16 protein-coding genes are annotated in these 20,167 nt (G+C 40.0%); 8 read left to right on the top strand and 8 right to left on the bottom strand.

Features of this window, described 5'->3' with window-relative positions; translation table 11 throughout:
* Positions 1-94 precede the first annotated feature (94 nt).
* Positions 95-907, top strand: coding sequence for a glycosyltransferase family 2 protein (locus ACFSVN_RS00595; protein ID WP_390297031.1), 813 nt, complete (start codon positions 95-97; stop codon positions 905-907).
* A 5-nt stretch (positions 908-912) separates the two neighbouring features.
* Here ACFSVN_RS00595 and ACFSVN_RS00590 read toward each other — a convergent pair whose 3' ends face one another.
* From ACFSVN_RS00590 to ACFSVN_RS00570, 5 genes are read right to left on the bottom strand one after another with little or no spacing between them, the layout of a single operon-like run.
* Complete coding sequence (locus tag ACFSVN_RS00590) at positions 913-2,094, bottom strand: glycosyltransferase (protein WP_390297028.1); 1,182 nt, start codon at positions 2,092-2,094, stop codon at positions 913-915.
* Positions 2,095-2,101: 7 nt separating this feature from the next.
* On the bottom strand, positions 2,102-3,340 hold the full coding sequence (locus ACFSVN_RS00585; RefSeq protein ID WP_390297027.1) for an O-antigen polymerase: 1,239 nt from the start codon (positions 3,338-3,340) through the stop codon (positions 2,102-2,104).
* Position 3,341: 1 nt separating this feature from the next.
* Positions 3,342-4,466 carry a GumC family protein gene (locus ACFSVN_RS00580; RefSeq protein WP_390297023.1) on the bottom strand — a complete coding sequence of 375 codons (1,125 nt, stop codon included), beginning with the start codon at positions 4,464-4,466 and terminating at the stop codon, positions 3,342-3,344.
* A 14-nt stretch (positions 4,467-4,480) separates the two neighbouring features.
* A complete protein-coding gene (locus ACFSVN_RS00575) occupies positions 4,481-6,208 on the bottom strand; it encodes an SLBB domain-containing protein (protein WP_390297020.1) in 1,728 nt (575 codons plus the stop codon).
* Positions 6,205-7,122: a DMT family transporter gene (locus ACFSVN_RS00570; RefSeq protein WP_390297017.1), complete on the bottom strand. Its 918-nt coding sequence runs from the start codon at positions 7,120-7,122 to the stop codon at positions 6,205-6,207. The genes ACFSVN_RS00575 and ACFSVN_RS00570 overlap by 4 nt, the downstream gene beginning before the upstream one ends.
* Before the next feature lie 224 nt (positions 7,123-7,346).
* On the opposite strand from ACFSVN_RS00570, the gene ACFSVN_RS00565 reads away from it, so the two are divergent.
* The 7 genes from ACFSVN_RS00565 (at position 7,347) to ACFSVN_RS00535 (ending at position 17,434) form a co-directional block, all read left to right on the top strand.
* On the top strand, positions 7,347-8,051 hold the full coding sequence (locus ACFSVN_RS00565; RefSeq protein WP_390297014.1) for a TetR/AcrR family transcriptional regulator: 705 nt from the start codon (positions 7,347-7,349) through the stop codon (positions 8,049-8,051).
* Positions 8,052-8,117: 66 nt separating this feature from the next.
* Positions 8,118-9,587, top strand: a complete 1,470-nt coding sequence (locus tag ACFSVN_RS00560; RefSeq protein WP_390297011.1) for a TolC family protein — start codon at positions 8,118-8,120, stop codon at positions 9,585-9,587.
* Between the two features lie 32 nt (positions 9,588-9,619).
* Entirely contained in the window at positions 9,620-10,705 is a 1,086-nt protein-coding gene (locus ACFSVN_RS00555) for an efflux RND transporter periplasmic adaptor subunit (RefSeq protein WP_390297008.1), read from the top strand.
* 18 nt (positions 10,706-10,723) lie between these two features.
* Positions 10,724-14,218, top strand: a complete 3,495-nt coding sequence (locus ACFSVN_RS00550; RefSeq protein WP_390297005.1) for an efflux RND transporter permease subunit — start codon at positions 10,724-10,726, stop codon at positions 14,216-14,218.
* Between the two features lie 102 nt (positions 14,219-14,320).
* The gene (locus ACFSVN_RS00545; protein ID WP_390297002.1) at positions 14,321-14,728 is read left to right on the top strand and encodes a DUF4293 family protein; all 408 of its coding nucleotides are present in this window, start codon (positions 14,321-14,323) and stop codon (positions 14,726-14,728) included.
* Between the two features lie 6 nt (positions 14,729-14,734).
* Positions 14,735-15,652, top strand: a complete 918-nt coding sequence (locus tag ACFSVN_RS00540) for a DMT family transporter (protein WP_390296998.1) — start codon at positions 14,735-14,737, stop codon at positions 15,650-15,652.
* Positions 15,653-15,922: 270 nt separating this feature from the next.
* A complete protein-coding gene (locus ACFSVN_RS00535; protein ID WP_390296995.1) occupies positions 15,923-17,434 on the top strand; it encodes an MltF family protein in 1,512 nt (503 codons plus the stop codon).
* Here ACFSVN_RS00535 and ACFSVN_RS00530 read toward each other — a convergent pair.
* Genes ACFSVN_RS00530 through ACFSVN_RS00520 form a run of 3 tightly spaced genes read right to left on the bottom strand, consistent with a single transcriptional unit; the run spans position 17,427 to position 19,942 of the window.
* Positions 17,427-19,154 carry a GAF domain-containing SpoIIE family protein phosphatase gene (locus tag ACFSVN_RS00530; protein ID WP_390296992.1) on the bottom strand — a complete coding sequence of 576 codons (1,728 nt, stop codon included), beginning with the start codon at positions 19,152-19,154 and terminating at the stop codon, positions 17,427-17,429. The two genes, ACFSVN_RS00535 and ACFSVN_RS00530, sit on opposite strands and share 8 nt — an antisense overlap.
* Positions 19,155-19,160: 6 nt before the next feature.
* Positions 19,161-19,583, bottom strand: a complete 423-nt coding sequence (locus ACFSVN_RS00525) for an ATP-binding protein (protein WP_390296988.1) — start codon at positions 19,581-19,583, stop codon at positions 19,161-19,163.
* Positions 19,584-19,594: 11 nt separating this feature from the next.
* Entirely contained in the window at positions 19,595-19,942 is a 348-nt protein-coding gene (locus tag ACFSVN_RS00520) for an STAS domain-containing protein (protein WP_390296985.1), read from the bottom strand.
* Positions 19,943-20,167: the final 225 nt, after the last annotated feature.

The following is a 20,167-nucleotide window of genomic DNA, read 5'->3' as shown; positions in this document are numbered from 1 at the left end:
GCTGGTAAGGAGTCTGCTACAATAATTGTAGTTTTATTTTTACAATAGAGGAAGAGCTCCTGATCATTTACTTGCCAGATTACAAACAATGAGTATGAATAATAAGCCCTTAATATCTGTAATTATTCCATCTTACAATCGACCGACTTTATTGGTTAGGGCGATAGAATCAGTTATAGATCAGAGCTACCCAAATGTAGAGATCATTGTAGTGGATGATGCTTCTGATATAGATATTAAGCCTGAAATGGAAAAATATCCTCAGGTTAAGTTGCTCAGGAACTCAGAAAACAAAGGAGCCTGTTATTCCAGAAACAAAGGGCTTAACGAAGCTAAAGGATACTATATCAATTTCCTGGATGATGATGATATATTCTTGCCCGGTAAACTTGAGAGACAAGTAGCCTGTTTCGAAGGATCAGAAGATGAAAACCTGGGCATGGTTACCTGTCATTTGGAAGATGAGAGATCCGGAGAACTGAAGGTGATATATAATCAAGTGCAGGGAGATATCTACAAATTGTTGCTGTACAAATATGCAGTATCAGGAACAGAAACCATGCTTTTTAGAACTTCAGGAGTAAAAGACATCGGAGGGTTTGATGAACGTCTGGAATCAAACCAGGAATACGATCTACTTATCAGATTCTCTGAATTCCATACTGTTGATTTTGTGAATGAGGTATTAACCAGGAAATTTCGATCTAGAGATCAGATCCATTTAAATTTTAAGAAGAAGGTTAGAGGGGCTAAGTATCTGTACAAAAAACATAATTATCGCTTTAAAGAGATCGGTTTCTTTTTTTGGTTAAAAATGCAATTCAAGTTACAGCTCCTATTATTCCGATTTAGGATTGGACAGATTTTCGGTGAAAATGCTTATCGATTATTACTCAATAAAAAGTGATCGAGTTAATAAAAGAGGTTCTTATAAAGCTCTATATGTGCTTTTATATAACTTTCCATGCCAAAATTATCTTGAGTAAACTGTAGTTGTTCTTTTAAGTTAATTTTAGGTTTTGCAGCCATTTCTACAATGGCATCAGATAAAGCTTTTGGGTTTTCCTTGCTGACAAGTATCCCATGACCACCGGAAAGAATAACCTCCGGTCCGCCGCTCTTAGTTGAAATGACCGGTAATCCACATGCCATGGCCTCGATCAAAGAAATACCAAAAGGCTCGTTTCGACTTGGTAGAATAAAGCCATCCACTGCCTGCATCCACTTCTGAATAGAACCTCTTGGTTTAGGACCGTGTATGTGGAAGTTTTGTATTCCTTTCTTCGCGATCGTTGATAAGACAGCAGCTTCAAACTCCGGTTCTTCATTACGGCGACCGATAAGATGGAGATCGACCTCAGTCCGTTCATTAGCCATTGAAAGGGCCTCAACAAGAAGATCTATTCCTTTCTTATATCTAAAGTTAGCTACACTCAGAAGCTGGAAACGACCACTGCTTAACCCTAATTCTTTTTTTAAGTTTTGCTTGGAATCAATACTGACAGGGAAAAAATAGGAGGTATCAACGTAATTGTGGATCGTGTGAAGTTTGGAGTCTAATTCAGGGAATTGTGCAAGTATATCCTTACGTAACTGAGGCCCAACTGCAATTATAGCATCTGCAGAGTGCAGAGATTCCAATAGAAGTTCTCTCAACTTTGGTTTTTTGACCGTATGGTAGAAATCCACTCCATGAATTGTTATAACCACCGGACAATTAAGTGCATTCTTAAGTGCCGGTATCGCAAGCCCTGATGAGTACAGAAAATGGATATGAATTAAATGGGGGTTCTTTTTTCGAAGATCAGAGGTCAGTTTTTTTGAAAGTGATGATCTGATCAAGAAAGGAAAGATCTTTGAAGGCAGAGAAAAGTACCGAACTCGATCCGTTTTGATATTATCAGGAGAGTATAGAGGAGCTCGGTTCTTATGCTGCTTAGCAGTGAAAGGGATCGCATAAGGAGTGGGTACTAATACCTCAACATCAAATTGAGTTGAAGTGGCAGAAGCATGATCTCTTACAAAAATTCCATCATACGGTTGAAAGGCATTTGGAAAAGAATGGGATATGATCTGTATGTTTTTCTGCCTCATATCCACTTTACTTATAGATCTTTTTTAAAAATATATATTGTACTAAGGCAACCATAAGAACCCGAAATAAAGCTGTGGTAACAGAATGGAGATAAAAAGAGTAGAATGTCATCATAGCTGTAAATGAAAGAGTGAGGAGAATACTCATCCTTATGAAAGAAAAACTTCTCAAGAAGTAATAGTTGGCAAGTTTACATGCCGCACCAAAAGAAAAGCTTAATAACAAAACTCCCGTTATCCCAAAATCTTCATAAAAAGATTTTATAAAAGTGTATGTATTCATTCGAATAGAAGGGGTGACGTTAGTAAAAGGTTCATGTACATACATTAAATTAGATTCCGGCCAGAGATCAAAGCGTACTAACCATTTAAACAGACTTCTGAAGCTGGACTGGCCATATACAAAGGAAAAATCCTGACTTAAAAAATTATCCAGAGCAGTAACCCCTCCTGTTACATACAAATAAGAAGTTTTTAAAGCGAATTCCTTGATCGCATTTTGAGTGCTGATCGTAGTTCTTATTTCCATTAAGAACACAGTAAATAAGGAAAGAAGAACAACGAATAAGCCCGTGTAAATCACAATCTCTATCAGTTTCTTTCGCCTCCTTTCTTTTGACAAAAAGTAAGCTGAAAGCACATAAGCCAATACAAAAAAGAACAGACTGTTAAATAGAGTATATCGTCCAACCGTGACAAGAGAGGCTACGAAAAAACTTATAACGATCATTATTCCCCAGAAACGTAACCTGCTTTTTAGCGCAAATAGCACACCTCCGAATAAAGTTCCTGCAAACCCTATATTTATCAGATAGTTACCAAGTATAAATAAAACCGGCGGGGGATTTAATGGGTCAAGCTGATAAGCTACGATCTGGTTTCGGACTGCAATAGGTATTCGGAAATAAACATCATAGCCCCCCAATTCTTTAGAAACTGCAATAAATATTAATGAAGCTCCTAAAAAGGTGATAAAAGAAAGCATTAATACAATGAGAAACAGCCCCTTAGGATCAATGATGTCATCCAGGGATCTTTGGGGTAAGGAGATGTCTTTTATATCGTAAATAGCCAGGAGAAGGTATCCTAGTGTAAAAGCCAGAATTCCATATAATATAAGGAGTATGGTTTCTGAAGAGGCAGGATATATATTGTAAAGCTGAAGATTGTATAGAAAAAAAACAATTCCCCATATCCCTAAAAAAATGCAAAGGGGAAGATATTTATATAAATAATCGAGCAGCATGTTAAAGCAACTCTTTTAAAGCCTGCTGGTTATTTTTATAAAATAAATCAGCCCGTATATAAAAAAGGGACAGTAATACCGTGAAGAACATCACGATAAATAATATTCTGGTTCGTTGCGGCTTATATCTTTTTTCAGGAACGGAGGGAGGGTCAACAAGGTAAAGGTTGGAGTTAATTTTTTGCTCATCAAGTAAGGCTTGTTCATACTGCAGGCGAAGGAATTCACTTACCTTTTCTCCTACTAAAATATCACGGCGTAATCGTAAAAAATCAGCTCCCTGCTCGGGGATATAATCGAGAGCAACGAAAGTATTGTTCTGAGTACTCTTTAATTGTTCAATTTTATCGGTAATGGCTTTTATTCGGCTTTCTATCTCGTTGATGCGGGAAGGGTTTTGAAAAGCATTTTCAACATAATTCCGTTCTATCTCAAGGCTGATTCGTTCTTTTTCCAGTTCAGCAAGGCCGGAGATAGTAACACCTAATTGCGCTTCAAGATCTAAAATTCCGGTACGGGTTTGAAACCGGGCAAGTGAATCTTCATCAGCATTTAAGTTATTTTGAATATCACGATAATAATTTTCGATATATGTACGGAAGTTAGATGCCTCAGCCTTGTCAACTTCCAGTGCAATTTTATCCAGTTCCTGATACAGAAAGTCAACAATCTCAGCCGCTTTTTCAGGATCTTCTTTATAGATATAAGAGATCGTAAATGTTTTATTCTCGTTGTCAGTAACTATCAGGTTTTCAAATATTTCCTCATATACATCTTCACGATATTCAGCTTTATATACTTCAGCTAGGCCAAATTCTTCATTCAAACGGTCATACATTTTATTGGTATGAAGGTATTCAATATAGGTGGCCACTTCTCCGCCACCTGCAAAATTTAATCCCAGAGATGAAAACTCGGACATTAAACTGGATAGTGAGGTTTTGTTCTCATCTAATATGACAATAGTAGCATCACTCTTGTACCATTTTGGTATGACTAGTAAAATGATAACAGTGAGGATACCTACTATAGCATAAATGCCAAATAATAACTTCCAATTCGATATCACTAACCGAAGGAAGAACATAGCATTGTTCTTTGTCTCTTTATCTGATTGGCTATCCATGGAGTAGGTAATAGTTAATTTCTGATATTTTGAATGGCTACATAAGTCGTAATAATGCCCGTAATAGTACTTATACCGGTCAAAATTAATTGAATGCGAGTATTCTTGATCTGTTCTTTCTGTACTTCGTAGGTACGCTGAGCATTGAGCTCATCATACGGCTCCCGATCCACAAAAATTCTATCTCCGGATTTGATCTGAGTTTCATTTGGTCTATACCAAGTACTGCTTCCTGCTTTAATAATGAAGGTGCGTTCTTCATTTGCAGAAAGCGCAAAACCACCCGCCCGGTTAATATAATCTCCAACAGTTTGATCAGTTTCAGTAAAAGGATAATAACCGGGGTTATTAACTTGTCCGAAAACAAATACAGTTTGCTCATCACGAGGGATATACATCCGGTCTCCATCATAGATCTTCACTCCTGCTAATTGTTCCTCATCGCTGATATCTATATAAACTTTATTTTGGCTTAGCTTGGTTTCCAGGTCCAGGTAATCAAATCCCTGAGCCAATTGATCAGAGGTTCGTTTGAGAAGTTCGGTATTATACTCATTAGGGATTTCATTTTCCTGTGAACCGGCTCGAATTAAATATGAAGCAGACGGCAAAGCTCGATCAGTAAGGTTCCCGGAGATAGTCAGTAATTCTAAAGCAGTTGTTTCTCCATTTTCTATGGGAAAATTACCCGGGGTTACTACTTCTCCGTATACCCAGGCTGAAGCGGAACTTTTTAGGCCTTGATCGGCGGGCACTATCAATCGGTCATTTGGTAAAATGTCGAAGCTACTCCAGTCTTCCCGAAGCACTTCAATTTTTTGCTGTGTGCCATTTTCATTCCTGAAAACAAATAGTTTTGAAGTATCAGCTTCCGGTTTAAAACCGCCCGCAATCCTAACGAGTAATTCCGGAGTGTCGGATGAGGAATATTCAAATTCATTTGCATCAAGTACAGCACCTGAAATACTGACGCGGGGGGCTTTATTAGATAAACGGCTGACCGAAATTTGGTCTCCGTATTTAAGGATAGGATTTTTATGAGACTCACCTGCTTTAAAATAAGCAATTAAGTCTGCGGTATCTGTAGTCCCATCCCGATGATCAATAGTTATATTTCGTAGTGAAAATGAACCGGATGTGTTTAGCAGGTTGCCAAGGCTGCCGGATTCGGTTGTTTCAATACTATTCCCATTTACAGCTTGATAAATAGCTGCATCAACTCTTGAAAAAGGAGGAACAACATGTTTTCCGGGGAACTCAACCCCACCTGTAACCTGAATTGACAAAGGCCGGGCACGTTCTAAAGAGATTCTGGTATTTGGGGCTTTGAAGATATTCTTTGCCTTTTGATCTATAGTCTTTTGCGCTTCTGCTATGGTTTGATTGGCTACCTTAACTGCTCCAAGCATCGGGAGAATTATATCACCCTGAGGATTAATTAATAGCGCACGAAGTACAATACTTTCAGTTCCCTGAAGGCTTACCGTTATAAGATCATTAGGGCCAAGTAGGTATTCATTAATGTCAATTTCACCATCCGACATAAAAAATTGATCGCCTGAGCGGGCACTTAGTGCATCCAGATAGTAGTACCCAGCTGTAAAAGGATTGAAGTTAAGGTTGAAATTACTTGAAGGTGGGTTTGTTACCTGTCCATTTTGTTGCGCTTTCACCCCGGTATTTAATAAAAGTAAAAAGCCGGCAAAGGATAGGAGAAGAACAAAATATTTAGAAAAGTTCATTTTTGATGTACCTGAAATTGACTTTTAAATTTTGAGGGATTCAATCGGGCTAAAGCAATACCTGTGATCACGAGACCAGCTCCAATATATTGAAGTGGCGTGAGTTCTTCACCCAATAAAACGAGGCCAAAAACGAGGCCTAGTACCGGCACTAAATTCTGATAGGCTGCCGTTCGCACCGCACCAATCTTCTTTACTCCATTATTCCAGATTATATAGGCCAACCCTATAGATAAAACCCCACTATATAAAATCCCGCCGTAACCTATCACTGAAATACCGCCCCAGTCTAAATTGATCATAAAGGGAAGTCCGATAATAAATAACCCAATTAAACCTATAATAGACATGAAAGCTGAATATTGGAGGGGGCTGTAAACTCTTAGGTATTTTCTGGAAAGGATGGTAAAGGTGGCCCAGCAAACAGCTGCCATAAGTATAATGATGTTACCCAGAAAAGTTTCAGACTCAAAAGACAACGAATCTTCACCGCCCATAATAATGAATGTGACGCCTAAAAAGGCAAAAAACACCCCTAGTGATTTATATAGAGTTAACTTTTCATCTGTAAAAAACTGAGAAAGCAAGGCTACCCAAATTGGGATGGTCCCTAACATTACGGCTGCATTAGCGGCATAAGTGTAATTCACGCCAATAATAAAGAAGAGTTGGTACATCACATTTCCAATGACCCCAATCCCAGCCAGTTTCCAGAAATGTTCTTTTTCCACAATTAGTGAGTATCCTTTCTTGCGGGCGAAGTAGGAAAGCATAGCCGTCGCAAAAATAAAACGCAGGGCGTTAAAGCTATAAGGATCCATTTCCTCCAGCGATATCTTGACGATACTGAAGTTCAGCGCCCAGATAATGGCAACCAGGATGAGGCTTAAATCAATTAGGTATTTACGAAACAAGAAATCAATGTTTTAGTTGTGCCAAAGGTACGTGGAATTGATTTTTAAACCGAACCTAATCTTGAGTATAGCGTAGAGTTCATCATTTGATAACATGAAGGCTCCTTAGAAAATAATGTCACCCCTCTTTTGCATAAGATTAATTTTGTGAAAAAAAGTGGGAACTATTTAGAAATAACCGTAGTTTTGTGACCCTAATTCAAAAAACGACTTTGAGTCAAATAATGGGAACATCTGAAAGAAAGGAACGAGAAAAAGAGCGAAAGAAGGCTTTGATACTTAAGTCAGCAGAAGCTTTGATTCTTGAGAAAGGGCTTGACAATCTGAATATGGATGAAGTAGCCGAACGGGCGGAAGTAAGCAAAGGTTCTCTTTACAGCTACTTCAGAAGCAAAACTGAATTAGTTCTCGGTATCTGTAATAAGGCCACAGGGATGTTATCCAGGGAGATTTCAGAAGTATTGACGCAGGACATTCCGGGTATTAAAATGGTTTACTCCATAGGGGCCACCTTCTTGAATTTTGTAAGGGCACATCCTGAATTCTTCCGTTCCATGCGCTTTTTTGATAATCTTAAAGATACGGATCAACTATCTGAGAGTGATTATATAGAAATGTGTCAAGGAAATATGAACACTTCATTTACCAGTATGGTCCGTGCTATTCAGGTGGGGATGCAAGATGGTTCCATACAAAGTTCATATGATCCCAAAGAGCTGGCTGTTCTGTTATGGAGTACTTCACATGGGTTAGTAAATATGGCCTATCTCCATCAAAATACCCCGCATTTTCAGTTGCTTAAAAAGAATGACATAGACATGAATTCCTTGTTTGAGGCCTACATGAAATTGATAGGCTGCGGAATAGCAACGGAAGGTGAGGTTGTTCATGATGACTTGAAGTCAATTTTTGAAACAGAAAAGAAATAAGCTCGTAATAAGCCATCGATTTTTACCCAATTTAGAACTGAATTATACATGATACCAAATAACTATATGCGCTCCCTTTTAATAACTGTCGGATTAATAGTTTTTAGTTTGAATGCATATGCGCAGGTAAAGACAGATAGCTTGCTCAATGATGCTGAACTTACATTGGAAGATGCCATACAAGTAGCTGTGGCAAATAACCCTGAGGTAAATCAAGCTATACTCTCCGTAAAAGATGCTGATGAACTTGTTGATATCGCTTATAGTGAAGTGTACCCGAATATATCATCATCATTAAATTATACGCGCAATATTGAAATCCCTGTAAGCTATCTGCCGGCTCAAATATTTGATCCGAATGCACCGGAGGGCCAACTTATTGGAGTTCCATTTGGAACAGATAATAATTGGCAAGGAGGCTTTACGGTTCAGCAAAACATCTTCAGGGGAGAGGTATTTGTAGGGTTGTCCACTTCGGAGATTTATAAAGCTGTTCAACAAGAAAATCTCAGGGCGGTAACTCAGCAAATTATCACTCGCACCCGAGTCGCTTATTATCAGGTGTTGATCGCAAAAGAACAACTGCGGCTTCAGCAAACTCAGATCAAAAGATTGGAGCAGAATTTAAATGATAACCAGGCACGAGAACGAGCGGGTTTGGTTGATGAGTATGCCGTTCTACAGTTAGAAGTGCAATTAAGCAATCAAAGGCCCCAGCTTATTGAAGCAAGATATGCGGTAGATGAGGCGTATAGGAATCTAAAAGTAGCCTTAGGGATACCGCTTGAAATAGATTTTGAGATAAAGGGAAACCTGAACTCATTTGATATTATTGCAACTGATGTAGTATCCGATGAGAATGCTGGAATCAAAAGAATCGATCAAATGAATCCGTTTACTTTCGAGAAAAAGAATGACGAATGGTCATCATTAATAGAAGATCGCGGTGATGTTCGGGTTTTGGATGCGCGTTTAAGTCTAAATGAGAAAGAAATTCAAGCTGTCAAAAGTAGATTTCTCCCTACTATTACCGCTTCCTATAATTTACAATGGAGTGCAGCTCAGTCAGGATCTCCCAAGTTTTTTCAAAACCCAGAGCCAAATACAGCTCCAAATCGAATTCAATCGCTGGCCATAAATGTAAGCCTCCCATTATTCGAGGGTTTTAAAAGAAAGTCAGATGTGCAGCGTGCACAGATTGCCCGAAAGGATATTGAAGTACAGCAGCGTGCAGCGAAGTTAGCTGCTGAAAATGAAATTGCTTCTTCTGCTGAACAACTAAACAAATCTTATGAAACTGCAACCGCACGTAAACAAGCACTTTCCCAGGCCGAAGAAGGATATCAGCGGGCCTTAAAAAGATTGGAGAATGGTATTGGTTCACAAATGGAAGTCACGGACGCGGAACTACAAGTGCGTCACGCTGAAGTGGATTATGCGTTGATGGTATTTCAATATTTAAGTGCAAAAGCACAGTATGACCTGGCAACAGGTCAGGTTCCTTTTGTAGATACAATAGAAATGGATATAGAATGATTTTTAACAGAAAAGACAAGAACACAATCAGAATGAAAAAATTTAATTATCTAATTGCTCTATCACTGTCGGTATTAGTAAGTGCTTGTTCCGGCGATAATGCTGAAATGGCTGAAAGTGGAGATGAGCTGGTGAAATCAGTAAATGTAGTTACTCAGGATGTAAAGCCTCGTACATTTACCAGCTATGTGCGGGTTATCGGTACTGTGGAAACATCTAATGATATTATGATCTCTGCAGAAGTAAATGGCAGGGTTATGTCCTATGCTGTATCAGAAGGTGAGCAAGTTCGAAAAGGCCAGACCATTGTTAAAATTGATGATGCAAAACTGAGGCAAGAAAAAGCCCGGTTAGAGGCTCTTGCCAGTCAGGCGAAGGAAAATTACGAACGGTTAAAAAGGATATATGAGGAAGATGGAATTGGGTCGGAGATCGAATACCTGAATGCCAAGTATAACTATGAGCAAATGAATTCATCACTTGAGTCCATAAAAGTTGACTTAGCAAACACGAGTATAAAGGCTCCTTTCAAAGGTAAGCTTGAGTCCAGGATGGTTGAAGTTGGTGAAATGGTTGCCGCCGGGACACCCGTTATCAGGTTGATTGGATCAGAGGATTATATCATATCCGCTGGAGTGCCAGCCCGATATGCCGATGTTGTACAGACCGGAGATGACGTATCTGTATGGTTTGATACGCAAGACAGTGACACACTTAATACACCTATCGCTTACACGGGAAGCAGTATCAATCCGCAGAACAGAACTTTTAGGATCGAGGTGGATCTACCTCAAAAAGCGAATCAATACAAAGTAGATATGATAGCCAACCTTCGACTAAATACGCTTAGAAGAGATAGTGTTCTGGCTATAAGCGAAGAATATATCTACTCCAAAAGAAATGGATATGTAGTGTATGTGCTTTCTCAAAATGAAAAAGGAGATCCTGTTGCAAGCGAGATAGTAGTAGAATTGGGTCCATCCTATAAAACGGATGTAATTATTGAAAAAGGGCTGATGCCGGATGACAAACTGATCACCATTGGCTCCGCCTTTTTAGATGATGGCATGCGGGTGACAGTTAAGGAATCAGCTAGCACAGAAATAGCATCAAATTAATTTTATTCGGAAATCATTATGAGTACCGATCAACAAAAGAACGGACATTTAACAAAAGGGGCCTCTCTGCCAGATGCGGACAACCGCAAGGAATTTTGGTTATCTAGCTTTTCCATAAATAACCGGATCAGCGTATTGGTTTTGATTACACTGGTAGCGGTAATGGGAGTCGTGTCCTATATCAACATTCCAAAAGAGAGTTTTCCAAGTATCAACATCCCAAATATTTTTGTGGTTACCGTGTATCCGGGAGTATCACCTGAAGATATGGAGAGTTTGATAACGCGTAAGCTCGAAGATGAGCTGGGTAATATCTCAGATGTTAAAACAATGACATCTACATCTTCAGAGGGATATTCAAACATCAACCTGGAGTTTGAACCTAGTGTAGACATTGAAGATGCATTGCAAAAAGTGCGGGAAAAAGTTGATCTGGCAAAACCTGAACTTCCCGAAGATGCTGAAGATCCGGTAGTACAGGAAATCAACTTATCAGAGTTCCCGATAATGAACGTGAACCTTTCTGGAAAGTATGATGAAGAAATACTAAAAGAGATTGCGGAAGATCTGCAAGATAAAATAGAGGCCATCCCATCGGTTCTTGGTGTAGACCTGACCGGCGCTTTGGAGAGAGAAGTTCAGGTAGATGTTGACCTGGCGAAAATGAAGTATTACGGTATTGCATTTGGAGAAATAATACAGGCAATATCTGCAGAAAATGTTACTGTTCCCGGTGGGGATATATCTGTGGGGACTAAAAAATTCTTACTTCGCGTACCCGGGCAATATGATGATCCTGCTCTTTTGGAAGACATCGTTATTAAGGGTGAAGAGCAGAGCCCAATCTATATTCGTGATGTGGCAAGTGTGACTTTTGGTTTTAAGGAAAGGGAGACCTATTCCGAACTTGGAACAGCTCCGGTAGTAACGCTGGGTGTTAAAAAGCGGACTGGTGAGAATATCCTTGAAACAGGCGAACGAACGAAAGAAATCCTGGATGAAGCCATCCCCACTCTTCCTCCAACAACTACCTACACCATCACAAACGACCAAAGTGTTGAAGTTATATCGATGGTGAGTAACCTTGAGAACAACATCATTTCAGGCCTGATATTGGTGGTTGGCGTATTACTGTTTTTCCTTGGAGTGAGAAATGCTTCTTTTGTCGGAGTTTCTATCCCTCTCTCTATGTTTTTATCGTTTATTGTGCTTTCTGCAATTGGTATTACCATGAACATGATCGTGCTTTTTTCACTGATCCTTTCATTGGGTATGCTGGTTGATAATGCCATTGTGGTGGTAGAAAATATTTATCGTTATTTGGAAGAGGGTTACGATAATTTTGAAGCTGCTAAGAAGGGAACCGGTGAAGTTGCCGTGCCCATTATTGCGGGTACTATGACTACTATTGCAGCATTTGCACCTATGGTGTTTTGGCCGGGAGTGGTAGGTCAGTTTATGAGCTATCTGCCAAAAACGCTCATCATTACACTTTCAAGTTCACTATTTGTTGGGTTGATTATCAATCCGGTGATCTGTGCGCTCTTCATGAAGGTGGATGGTCAAGAGAACAGAGCCTCCCTAACTAAAAGCGGAAAACGAATTCTATTCGGAGCGGCAGCCTTTTTTGCGGTAATTGCCCTGCTTTCAAGTTTTGTTAGCTGGATGATGCTCATCATATTAGGAGTCGCATTCTGGCTAAGTAATAAATACATCCTTGAGCCTATTGGTCGCTGGTGGCAAAGAGATGGGCTAAACAGTGTTATAAATAAATATGAAACATCGCTTGTTTGGGCTCTTGATCACCGGAGAAGTACAATCGGTATTTCAATAGCCGTGCTGATCTCAAGTGTATTTATGTTGATGGCATTTAATCCCGGAACAGAGTTTTTCCCGGAAGATATCCCACCTAAAGATGTATATATCCAGATTGAAACACCGATTGGGTCAGATGTAGAGTTCACAAAAACGATAGTTGATGAGGTTAGGGACCGCGTTGAAAACCTTCCCAACTATGTGGATGTAAATAGTGTGCTGGCAACATCCGGTGCAAGTATAACTGCCGATCCTGGCTCAAGCGGGGGCGGGAATACCCCAAACAAAGGTACAGTTGCGTTAAATTTTGTCGATTTCCAGGAACGCGAGGGTGATGTGTTTGAAGCCATGGAATTCCTCAGAAATCATATGACCGAAAATATCGTAGGTGCTAAAATTACGGTGGAGCAACCGCCAAATGGCCCTCCAACCGGAAAGCCGGTAAATCTTGAAATTTATGGTTCCAATATGGACCAACTTACGACCATTTCAGATCGTGTTTTGGCCATTCTTGAAGAAGATTCAGTTTTCGCAAAAATGGATGGACTGGAGTCGAACCTTCCCGAAGCGCGCCCTGAAGTAAGGATTGAGGTAGACCGTGAAAAAGCAGCATTATATGAGTTAAGCACCAATACAATTGGAATGACCATCCGTCAGGCAATTAACGGTGTTGAAGCTTCGAAATTTCGGGACGGCAAAGATGAGTACGATATCATTGTCCGGTTAAGTGATGAATACCGAGACGACATGAGCACCTTAAGTGACTTGACTATATTCCAAGAAGCAAACCAGATCCCTCTTTCAGAGGTAGCAACTTGGAAAGTTAGTGATGGGCTCGGTGGGATCAATCACAAAGATTCCGAAAGAGTAATTACCATAAGTGCTGACGTACGCTCCGGATATCAAGCCAACGCCGTATTAGCTGAAGTTCAGGGAGTACTTTCCGATTATCTTGAGGATCTTCCTGAAGGGTATAACTACGGGTGGACCGGGCAGCAACAAGAGCAGGATGACTCATTCGAGTTCCTGGGAGTAGCCTTCCTGATTGCCTTGTTTTTGATCACCTTTATATTGGTTTCTCAGTTTAACTCGGTAGCAAAACCGCTCATTATTTTAAGTTCAGTTATCATGTCTATGGCCGGAGTATTCTATGGGCTGGTAACTTTCCAGATGGCATTTGGTTTGATGGCATTTCTTGGGATCATTTCTCTGGCGGGTATTGTAGTAAATAACGCTATCGTACTTATTGATTATGTGGATATCCTCCGCGAACGAGATGGTTTGAATTTACGAGATGCGTTAGTAAAAGGCGGTAAAGTACGTTTCCGCCCGGTAATCCTGACAGCTATCACCACAACACTTGGACTTGTACCGCTGGCTATCGGTTTCAACTTTGACTTCATCGTTTTGGTAGGAACGCCAATCGAGTTTTTAACAAATCTGGGTTCGTATATTTACATGGGTGGTGAGCAAGCGGCCTGGTGGGGGCCAATGGCCATAGCCGTAATTGTAGGGTTAACCTTTGCCACCGCGTTAACATTGATTCTTGTACCAGTGCTTTACAGTTCAATAGAACGAACCCGCCGGTCCTTGAATAAAACCATGTTTGGCACTACCGAGCCTGGTATCATTAAAGATCAAAGTGAACTTAACGGGGAATCAAAAACCCGGAAAACGCCGGAACTTGCAGTCGATTAAAAGATCAAAAATGTTGAATAATGAAGTCCGTACTTTTAACAGGTACGGACTTTTTTATGTCTGAAAACTTTTATCTTTAGCAAAAACTCAAAACCTATTTCCGTGATACAACGACTTCAGACCTTATTTCTAATACTCGCAACATTGCTAAATGTAACAGTCTATTTTACTCCTATTTATGAGAAAGCCATGGACGATCCTCAGGCATGGATTGGTATCGGCCTGGCAAGTTCATTATTGATCGCTATGGCACTGAATATCACAAGCATATTTCTTTATAATAACCGGAACACTCAAATTACGTGGGTAAAACGTGCGGCTCTCTTTCAGGTGATCGGTTTTGGCTTTTGTATCGGGGTTTTGTTCTCTTTGGGTGGTATTGGGACATATCTTTGGGATGAAGCTTTGGGAACAGGGCTTGTTTTTGCAGGCTTGATCTTTCAAATTCTTGCCATGCGTTTTATTCGGAAGGATGAAGAGCTGGTGCGTTCTATGGACAGGATCCGGTAGGTTATTTTGGATCATCCCTACTCCAAATTAAAAGTTTACGGTATTCTTGCTGTTGGTCTTTCAACTTTCGGAATTGCACCGGTTCTGGTAAAATTCGCTACGGATTATTCCGCTCTCCTCCTTGTGACCATCCGCACCATTGGGGCATTCCTGATGTTGATTCCCGTTTATTTGTATCAAAAGAAGAGTAAAAAATATGATGTCAAATCTGTTGGCAATGAAAGCAAATGGATGGCATTAGCCGGTATTGCATTGGGGTTGCACTTCACGCTATGGACAAGCTCACTGTTCTTTACCTCCGTTGCATCAGCCTCTGTTTTGGTAACTATCCATCCCATCATGCTTATAATCGCAGAGCGGGTTTTATTCAAAATGAAGTTTGCATCAACTGTATGGATCGGCGTATTTATTGCTTTCTCAGGCTCTGTTCTATTGGGTTACTCTGATTATAGCAGTGAGTCCACTTTTGCCAACCCGGTGTTGGGTAATGCGATGGCTTTTGCCGCAGCGGCTATTTTCGCCGTGTATTTTTTAATTGGAAGAACGGTACGGCAAAATAGATCATGGCTGGGATATGTATTTCCGGTGTATGGTTATGCGGCAGCTACCTGTTTGGTTATTTTGTTGGTTGTGGAGGGAATACCGACACATATTGAACCGGTAGTACTTTGGGCAGGAATAGCACTAGCTGTAGGACCGCAGCTGATGGGGCATGGTTCACTAAACTATGCTGTAAAATATGTATCACCTACTTTGCTATCCACCTTGATTCTGACAGAACCGATATTTGCAACCATTCTGGCCTTTTTTATTATCGGAGAATTGCCGGAAGTATTATCATTCATAGCTATATTTGTCACATTAATAGGGGTGACGTTAACCTGGAAAAAGAAGCCAAAACGTCTGAAAACAAATTCTGAGTAGTATAGACGATCATAAGATTAGAGAGCTCTATAACTCTAAATGTGATACAGAACCTTTTTAAGAATTAGAACGCATCTCTTAAGTTTATAAAAAACAGAATTCTACGAATGTTCGTGAACCTTTTGGCATCTTTAAAAGTTTAAAAGCTCGAATAAATTAGACAATGCTAAGATTGAAGTAATTCACACAAATTAAGTGTAGTTTACGTAAGGTATTTGGATTTGTAGATTCATTATAATTTAACATTGATAATGAGAACAACCTTAATACATGGTTATTAAAAATATACATATCAGCAGGGCATCAAGGTATTTGGTGCTAGGCGGAATTGGGGTGCTTTTATTCATGGGGTGTTCCGGTGATGTCGAGAAAACCCAAGAGAGTGATATTACATTACCTGTTACGGTGATGGAGCCGGTCGAAAAAGATCTTTCCAAGATCAAAAAGAATGGTGTGCTCCGAATGATCACGAGCTATAGTTCAGGATCTTACTTTTTGTATAGAGGGATACAAGTAGGTTTTGAGTATGAGTTGCTCAAAGAGTTTACAAAAGAAAATGAGCTCGCGCTGGAAGTAATAATACCCGGCCCGGATGAAAGTCCTTATGATCTTTTAAATAGTGGAAGGGGCGATATTATTGCAGCTAATTATACTATTACACCTGAAAGAAAACAGGTAGTTAAATTTACCCGTCCATATAATATTGTTGATCAGCAGGTTGTAGTTTCAGATGATCTGGGGTTCAAGCCTGAAAGTATAACAGATCTTGAAGGTATCCCAATTAGCGTGAGAAGAAACAGTTCATATTTCGTGCGCCTGCAGGAATTGAGAGAACAGGGTTTTCCGGTTCAGATCAATGTAATACCTGAAGATATGGACACGGAGACCGTGCTGTTTCAGGTGGCAGATGGGACCCATCAGGCCACCATAGCTGATGACAACATTTACGAGGCAGCCAGTAAATATATGTCAGGATTAGTGAAAGGGCCCTTGATCGCCGAAAGCGATACCATTGCATGGGCCATTCGTACAAATGCTCCTGATCTGGAACATCAACTGAACAGGTTTTTGTATAAGCATTTTCGTTTTGATGAAGATGGTGTTCCAAAACGATCTGCTTTTTTGAATGTACTCCGAAAGAAATATTTTGAGTCCGGAAATCAAATTGCCGATTATTTTAGCCCGGGCTATCAGGAAGGGCAGATTGGGACGTTCTCTCCATATGATAATATGATCAAGGAAGTAGCTACGGAATTTGACCTGGATTGGGTGATGTTAACTGCTATTGCAGCTCAGGAGTCTAAGTTTAATCCCTCATCGGTTAGTTGGGCCGGCGCTGTTGGGATCATGCAGGTTTTACCTCGTTTTTCAGAGATCTCTTCTGATTCACTATACATACCTGAAGTAAATATTAGAGAAGGAGCTAAAATTCTATCCTCTCATCTAAAGCATTATTCATATATGGATTCCACCAATCGATGGTCATTTGCTTTGGCTGCTTATAATGTAGGTCAGGGCCATTTAGCGGATGCGCGTCGCCTCGCGATCGATCACAATAAAGATCCGAATGAATGGAATAATGTTTCAGAGGCATTGCTCAGGTTAATGCAAAGGAAGTATTATCAAAATGCGAGATATGGATTTGCCCGCGGCATCGAAACGGTACGATATGTGAATGAGATCATGAATCGATACAATACGTATCAAACAGTATTGGCTTACAACCAAGCTAAACAATCTACAGGTTCAGGCGGCGTATTGGGGCTTCAGACACTTAATTGACTTTAAGGACCATCAAAGTGATATCATCATACTGCACCCCATCTGAGAAATCTGTGATATCTTCAATCACAGCGTCCATAATATCCTGAGAAGGTTTTTTTAGGTTCTTTTCAAGACAAGCTATTAAGCGATCCTCTTCATACTCTTCTGTATTTTGGGGATTCATAGCTTCAGTTACCCCATCAGTATAAAGGACCACTACATCTCCGGGCTGAAATTCTACGGATGCTGATTCATATGGTGCTATGGACGGCATAGCGCCTAATATAACGCCTCCTTTATCAAGCTCGATAGGTTTATTATTTCCTTCCCGAAATAAAAGTGGATTATTATGCCCGGCATTTACATAGTCAAACTTCTTACCATCAGCTGATATCTTACCCCAGAAAAAGGTAATGAACTTATCAGGTGGAGTATTCTCATATATAATATTGTTAATACTTCCTGTGGCTTCGGCTAAAGTGATATCTATGGGAGCCAGTGCGTGTAACATAGACTGCAAGTTTGCCATTAAAAGAGAAGCGGGGACTCCTTTTCCTGTTACATCAGCAATAGCAAGTATACTTCCGCCATCGGGGGTTTCCACGATATCAAAATAATCTCCCCCAACCTGTCTTGATGATATATTGGTAGCTTTGAGATCGAAACCTTTGATCTTTGGAATGGGTGATGGTAACAAGCCTTGCTGAATGGTTTTCGCCAGGTTCAGCTCTTCCTCCATGCGTTTTTTCTCGACTTGTTCTTCCAGTAAAAGAGTTTTTTGTATGGTGAGGAGGGCTAAATTTCCAAGAGACTGCAGAAAATCCACCTGCTCTTTGCCATACGACTCATTATTAGCAGGAGCACCAACCCCAACAACCCCGATCTTTTCATTCTGAAAATACAAGGCGATCACAAGACGAATGTCATTTTTATCCAGAAATGGGCAATCGTGATTTTCTTCACAATAGAATACATCTTCAAGTTCAAATAATGTATTCAGTTCTTTTTTGGACGGTTTCTCTTTAAGTCCGCTGCTTGCTAAAATAGATTTTTCATCTTCAATATCCAGAACAAAGAAGAATGTCCGTATCAACATTTGCCCAAGCATGGCAAACTTGAAAGTGCGGGCGATCTCATCCCTGTCAACCATGAGGTTAAAATCTTTGCTTAGCTCAAGAAGGGTATGAAGGTCATGTACTTTTCTGTCAAGCTTTCTATTTATAAGGCGAAGTTCCTGAAACATCCTGGAATTAGCTATGGCCACTGAAGAAATAATGGTCAGGCTTTCAATAAACTCTAATTCACTATCGGTAAGAGGTTTTTTGGTGCCTTTGGGGCCCAAGCATAAAAATCCGAGATGATGGTTAGTGGTGCGCAGGTTGAAGAAAATACTTTCGTCTGCAAGACCTAATTTTTTTGTGATCTCAGGATGATCTGTACCCTGAATAATAGCATCCTCCAGAGTCATTTCCGGGAAATTCAGTTGGATGGTATCATTTTCTGAAAGTGAGCTTCTTCCTTTGATCTTACTCACCTGATAAAAATGATCAGAGCCTTTATTGATAAGGATCATACCCTTTGGAACCAAAAGCTTGCCCATTGTGATGAGTAACAAATTATTCAAGACAAAATCCGGCTCCTGCGATTCAATAAGCATTCTGCTAGTTTCAAGCAGGGTACGCAGTTCAAACCGGCTTTGGCGTTCTTCAGTATTTGAAAAAGTTGATTTAGTGTCCACGATACGTCAAAGGTTTTTGACCATTCGTATTACATTGGTATGGCCTTTACGATTGTATTGCACCTGATCCATTAATTTTCTGATGAGGTAGACCCCCATGCCGCCACGTTTTTTTTCTTTGATCCGCTTCATCAGGTCTGGTTCAGTGTAAGAACTGGGATCAAAGCTTTTTCCTTTATCCATCAAAGTGATCCACAGATGATCTGAATCGGAACCGATCTCAATGTTTACTTTTTCTTTCGGGGTATTTTTGTAAGCATGTTTTATGATATTGGTATAGGCTTCATCAACAGCAAGCCTGATCTCGGAAATATCTTTTTGGGTCAGCCCAATATTCTCAGCATGTGCAGCAACAAAATCCCGTACCTCTGCCAGGTGCTCTGTAGAAGCCTCAACAGATAAGGTTTTTATTTGTTTAGTTCCTGCCACTCTCTTGCTCTTTAATTCTCAAAGCTTGTTAATGCTTCTTTTTCATCTTCCAGGATATCATATAGTGTTGGGAAACCCAGTAAATCAAATACATTATAAACTCGGTCATTCATATTGGTGAGTTTGATGTCACCGCCCAGACTTCTTACATCCTCAATGTAGGCCATGAAAACACCCAGTCCGGCACTTGCTATATAATCGAGACCGGAACAGTTAACTATGATTGAATAACTTTCATCATCGATCAAGGATTTGAGTGCATTCTCCAACTGAGAAGCTGTATGCGCGTCAAGCTCTCCGCTGATATCCAGTATAGTTACGTTGTTTTTTTGCCGTGTAGCGATACTGAAATTTTTCATTTCGCTTAAATTGAAGTTTCTGAATAATGTTGAAGGTGCATAATAACGTAAACCGTAGAATTAGAAAAGTTTTTAGGGTCGAGGATTACGAATGATGGAAAAAAAAGATGCAAAAAAATAGGGCATTGCATTTTTCATATGCAATGCCCTGACTATTCATCAAGAGAGACGCTACTTGAGCGCTCCTACAATTAAGCAAATGCTTGGGAGAGATACAACTATAAA

This window comes from Gracilimonas halophila, assembly GCF_042684365.1.
Lineage (GTDB): Bacteria > Bacteroidota > Rhodothermia > Balneolales > Balneolaceae > Gracilimonas > Gracilimonas halophila.
The sequence above is the reverse complement of the archived record's forward strand: the minus strand, read 5'-3'. Positions and strand labels throughout refer to the sequence as shown.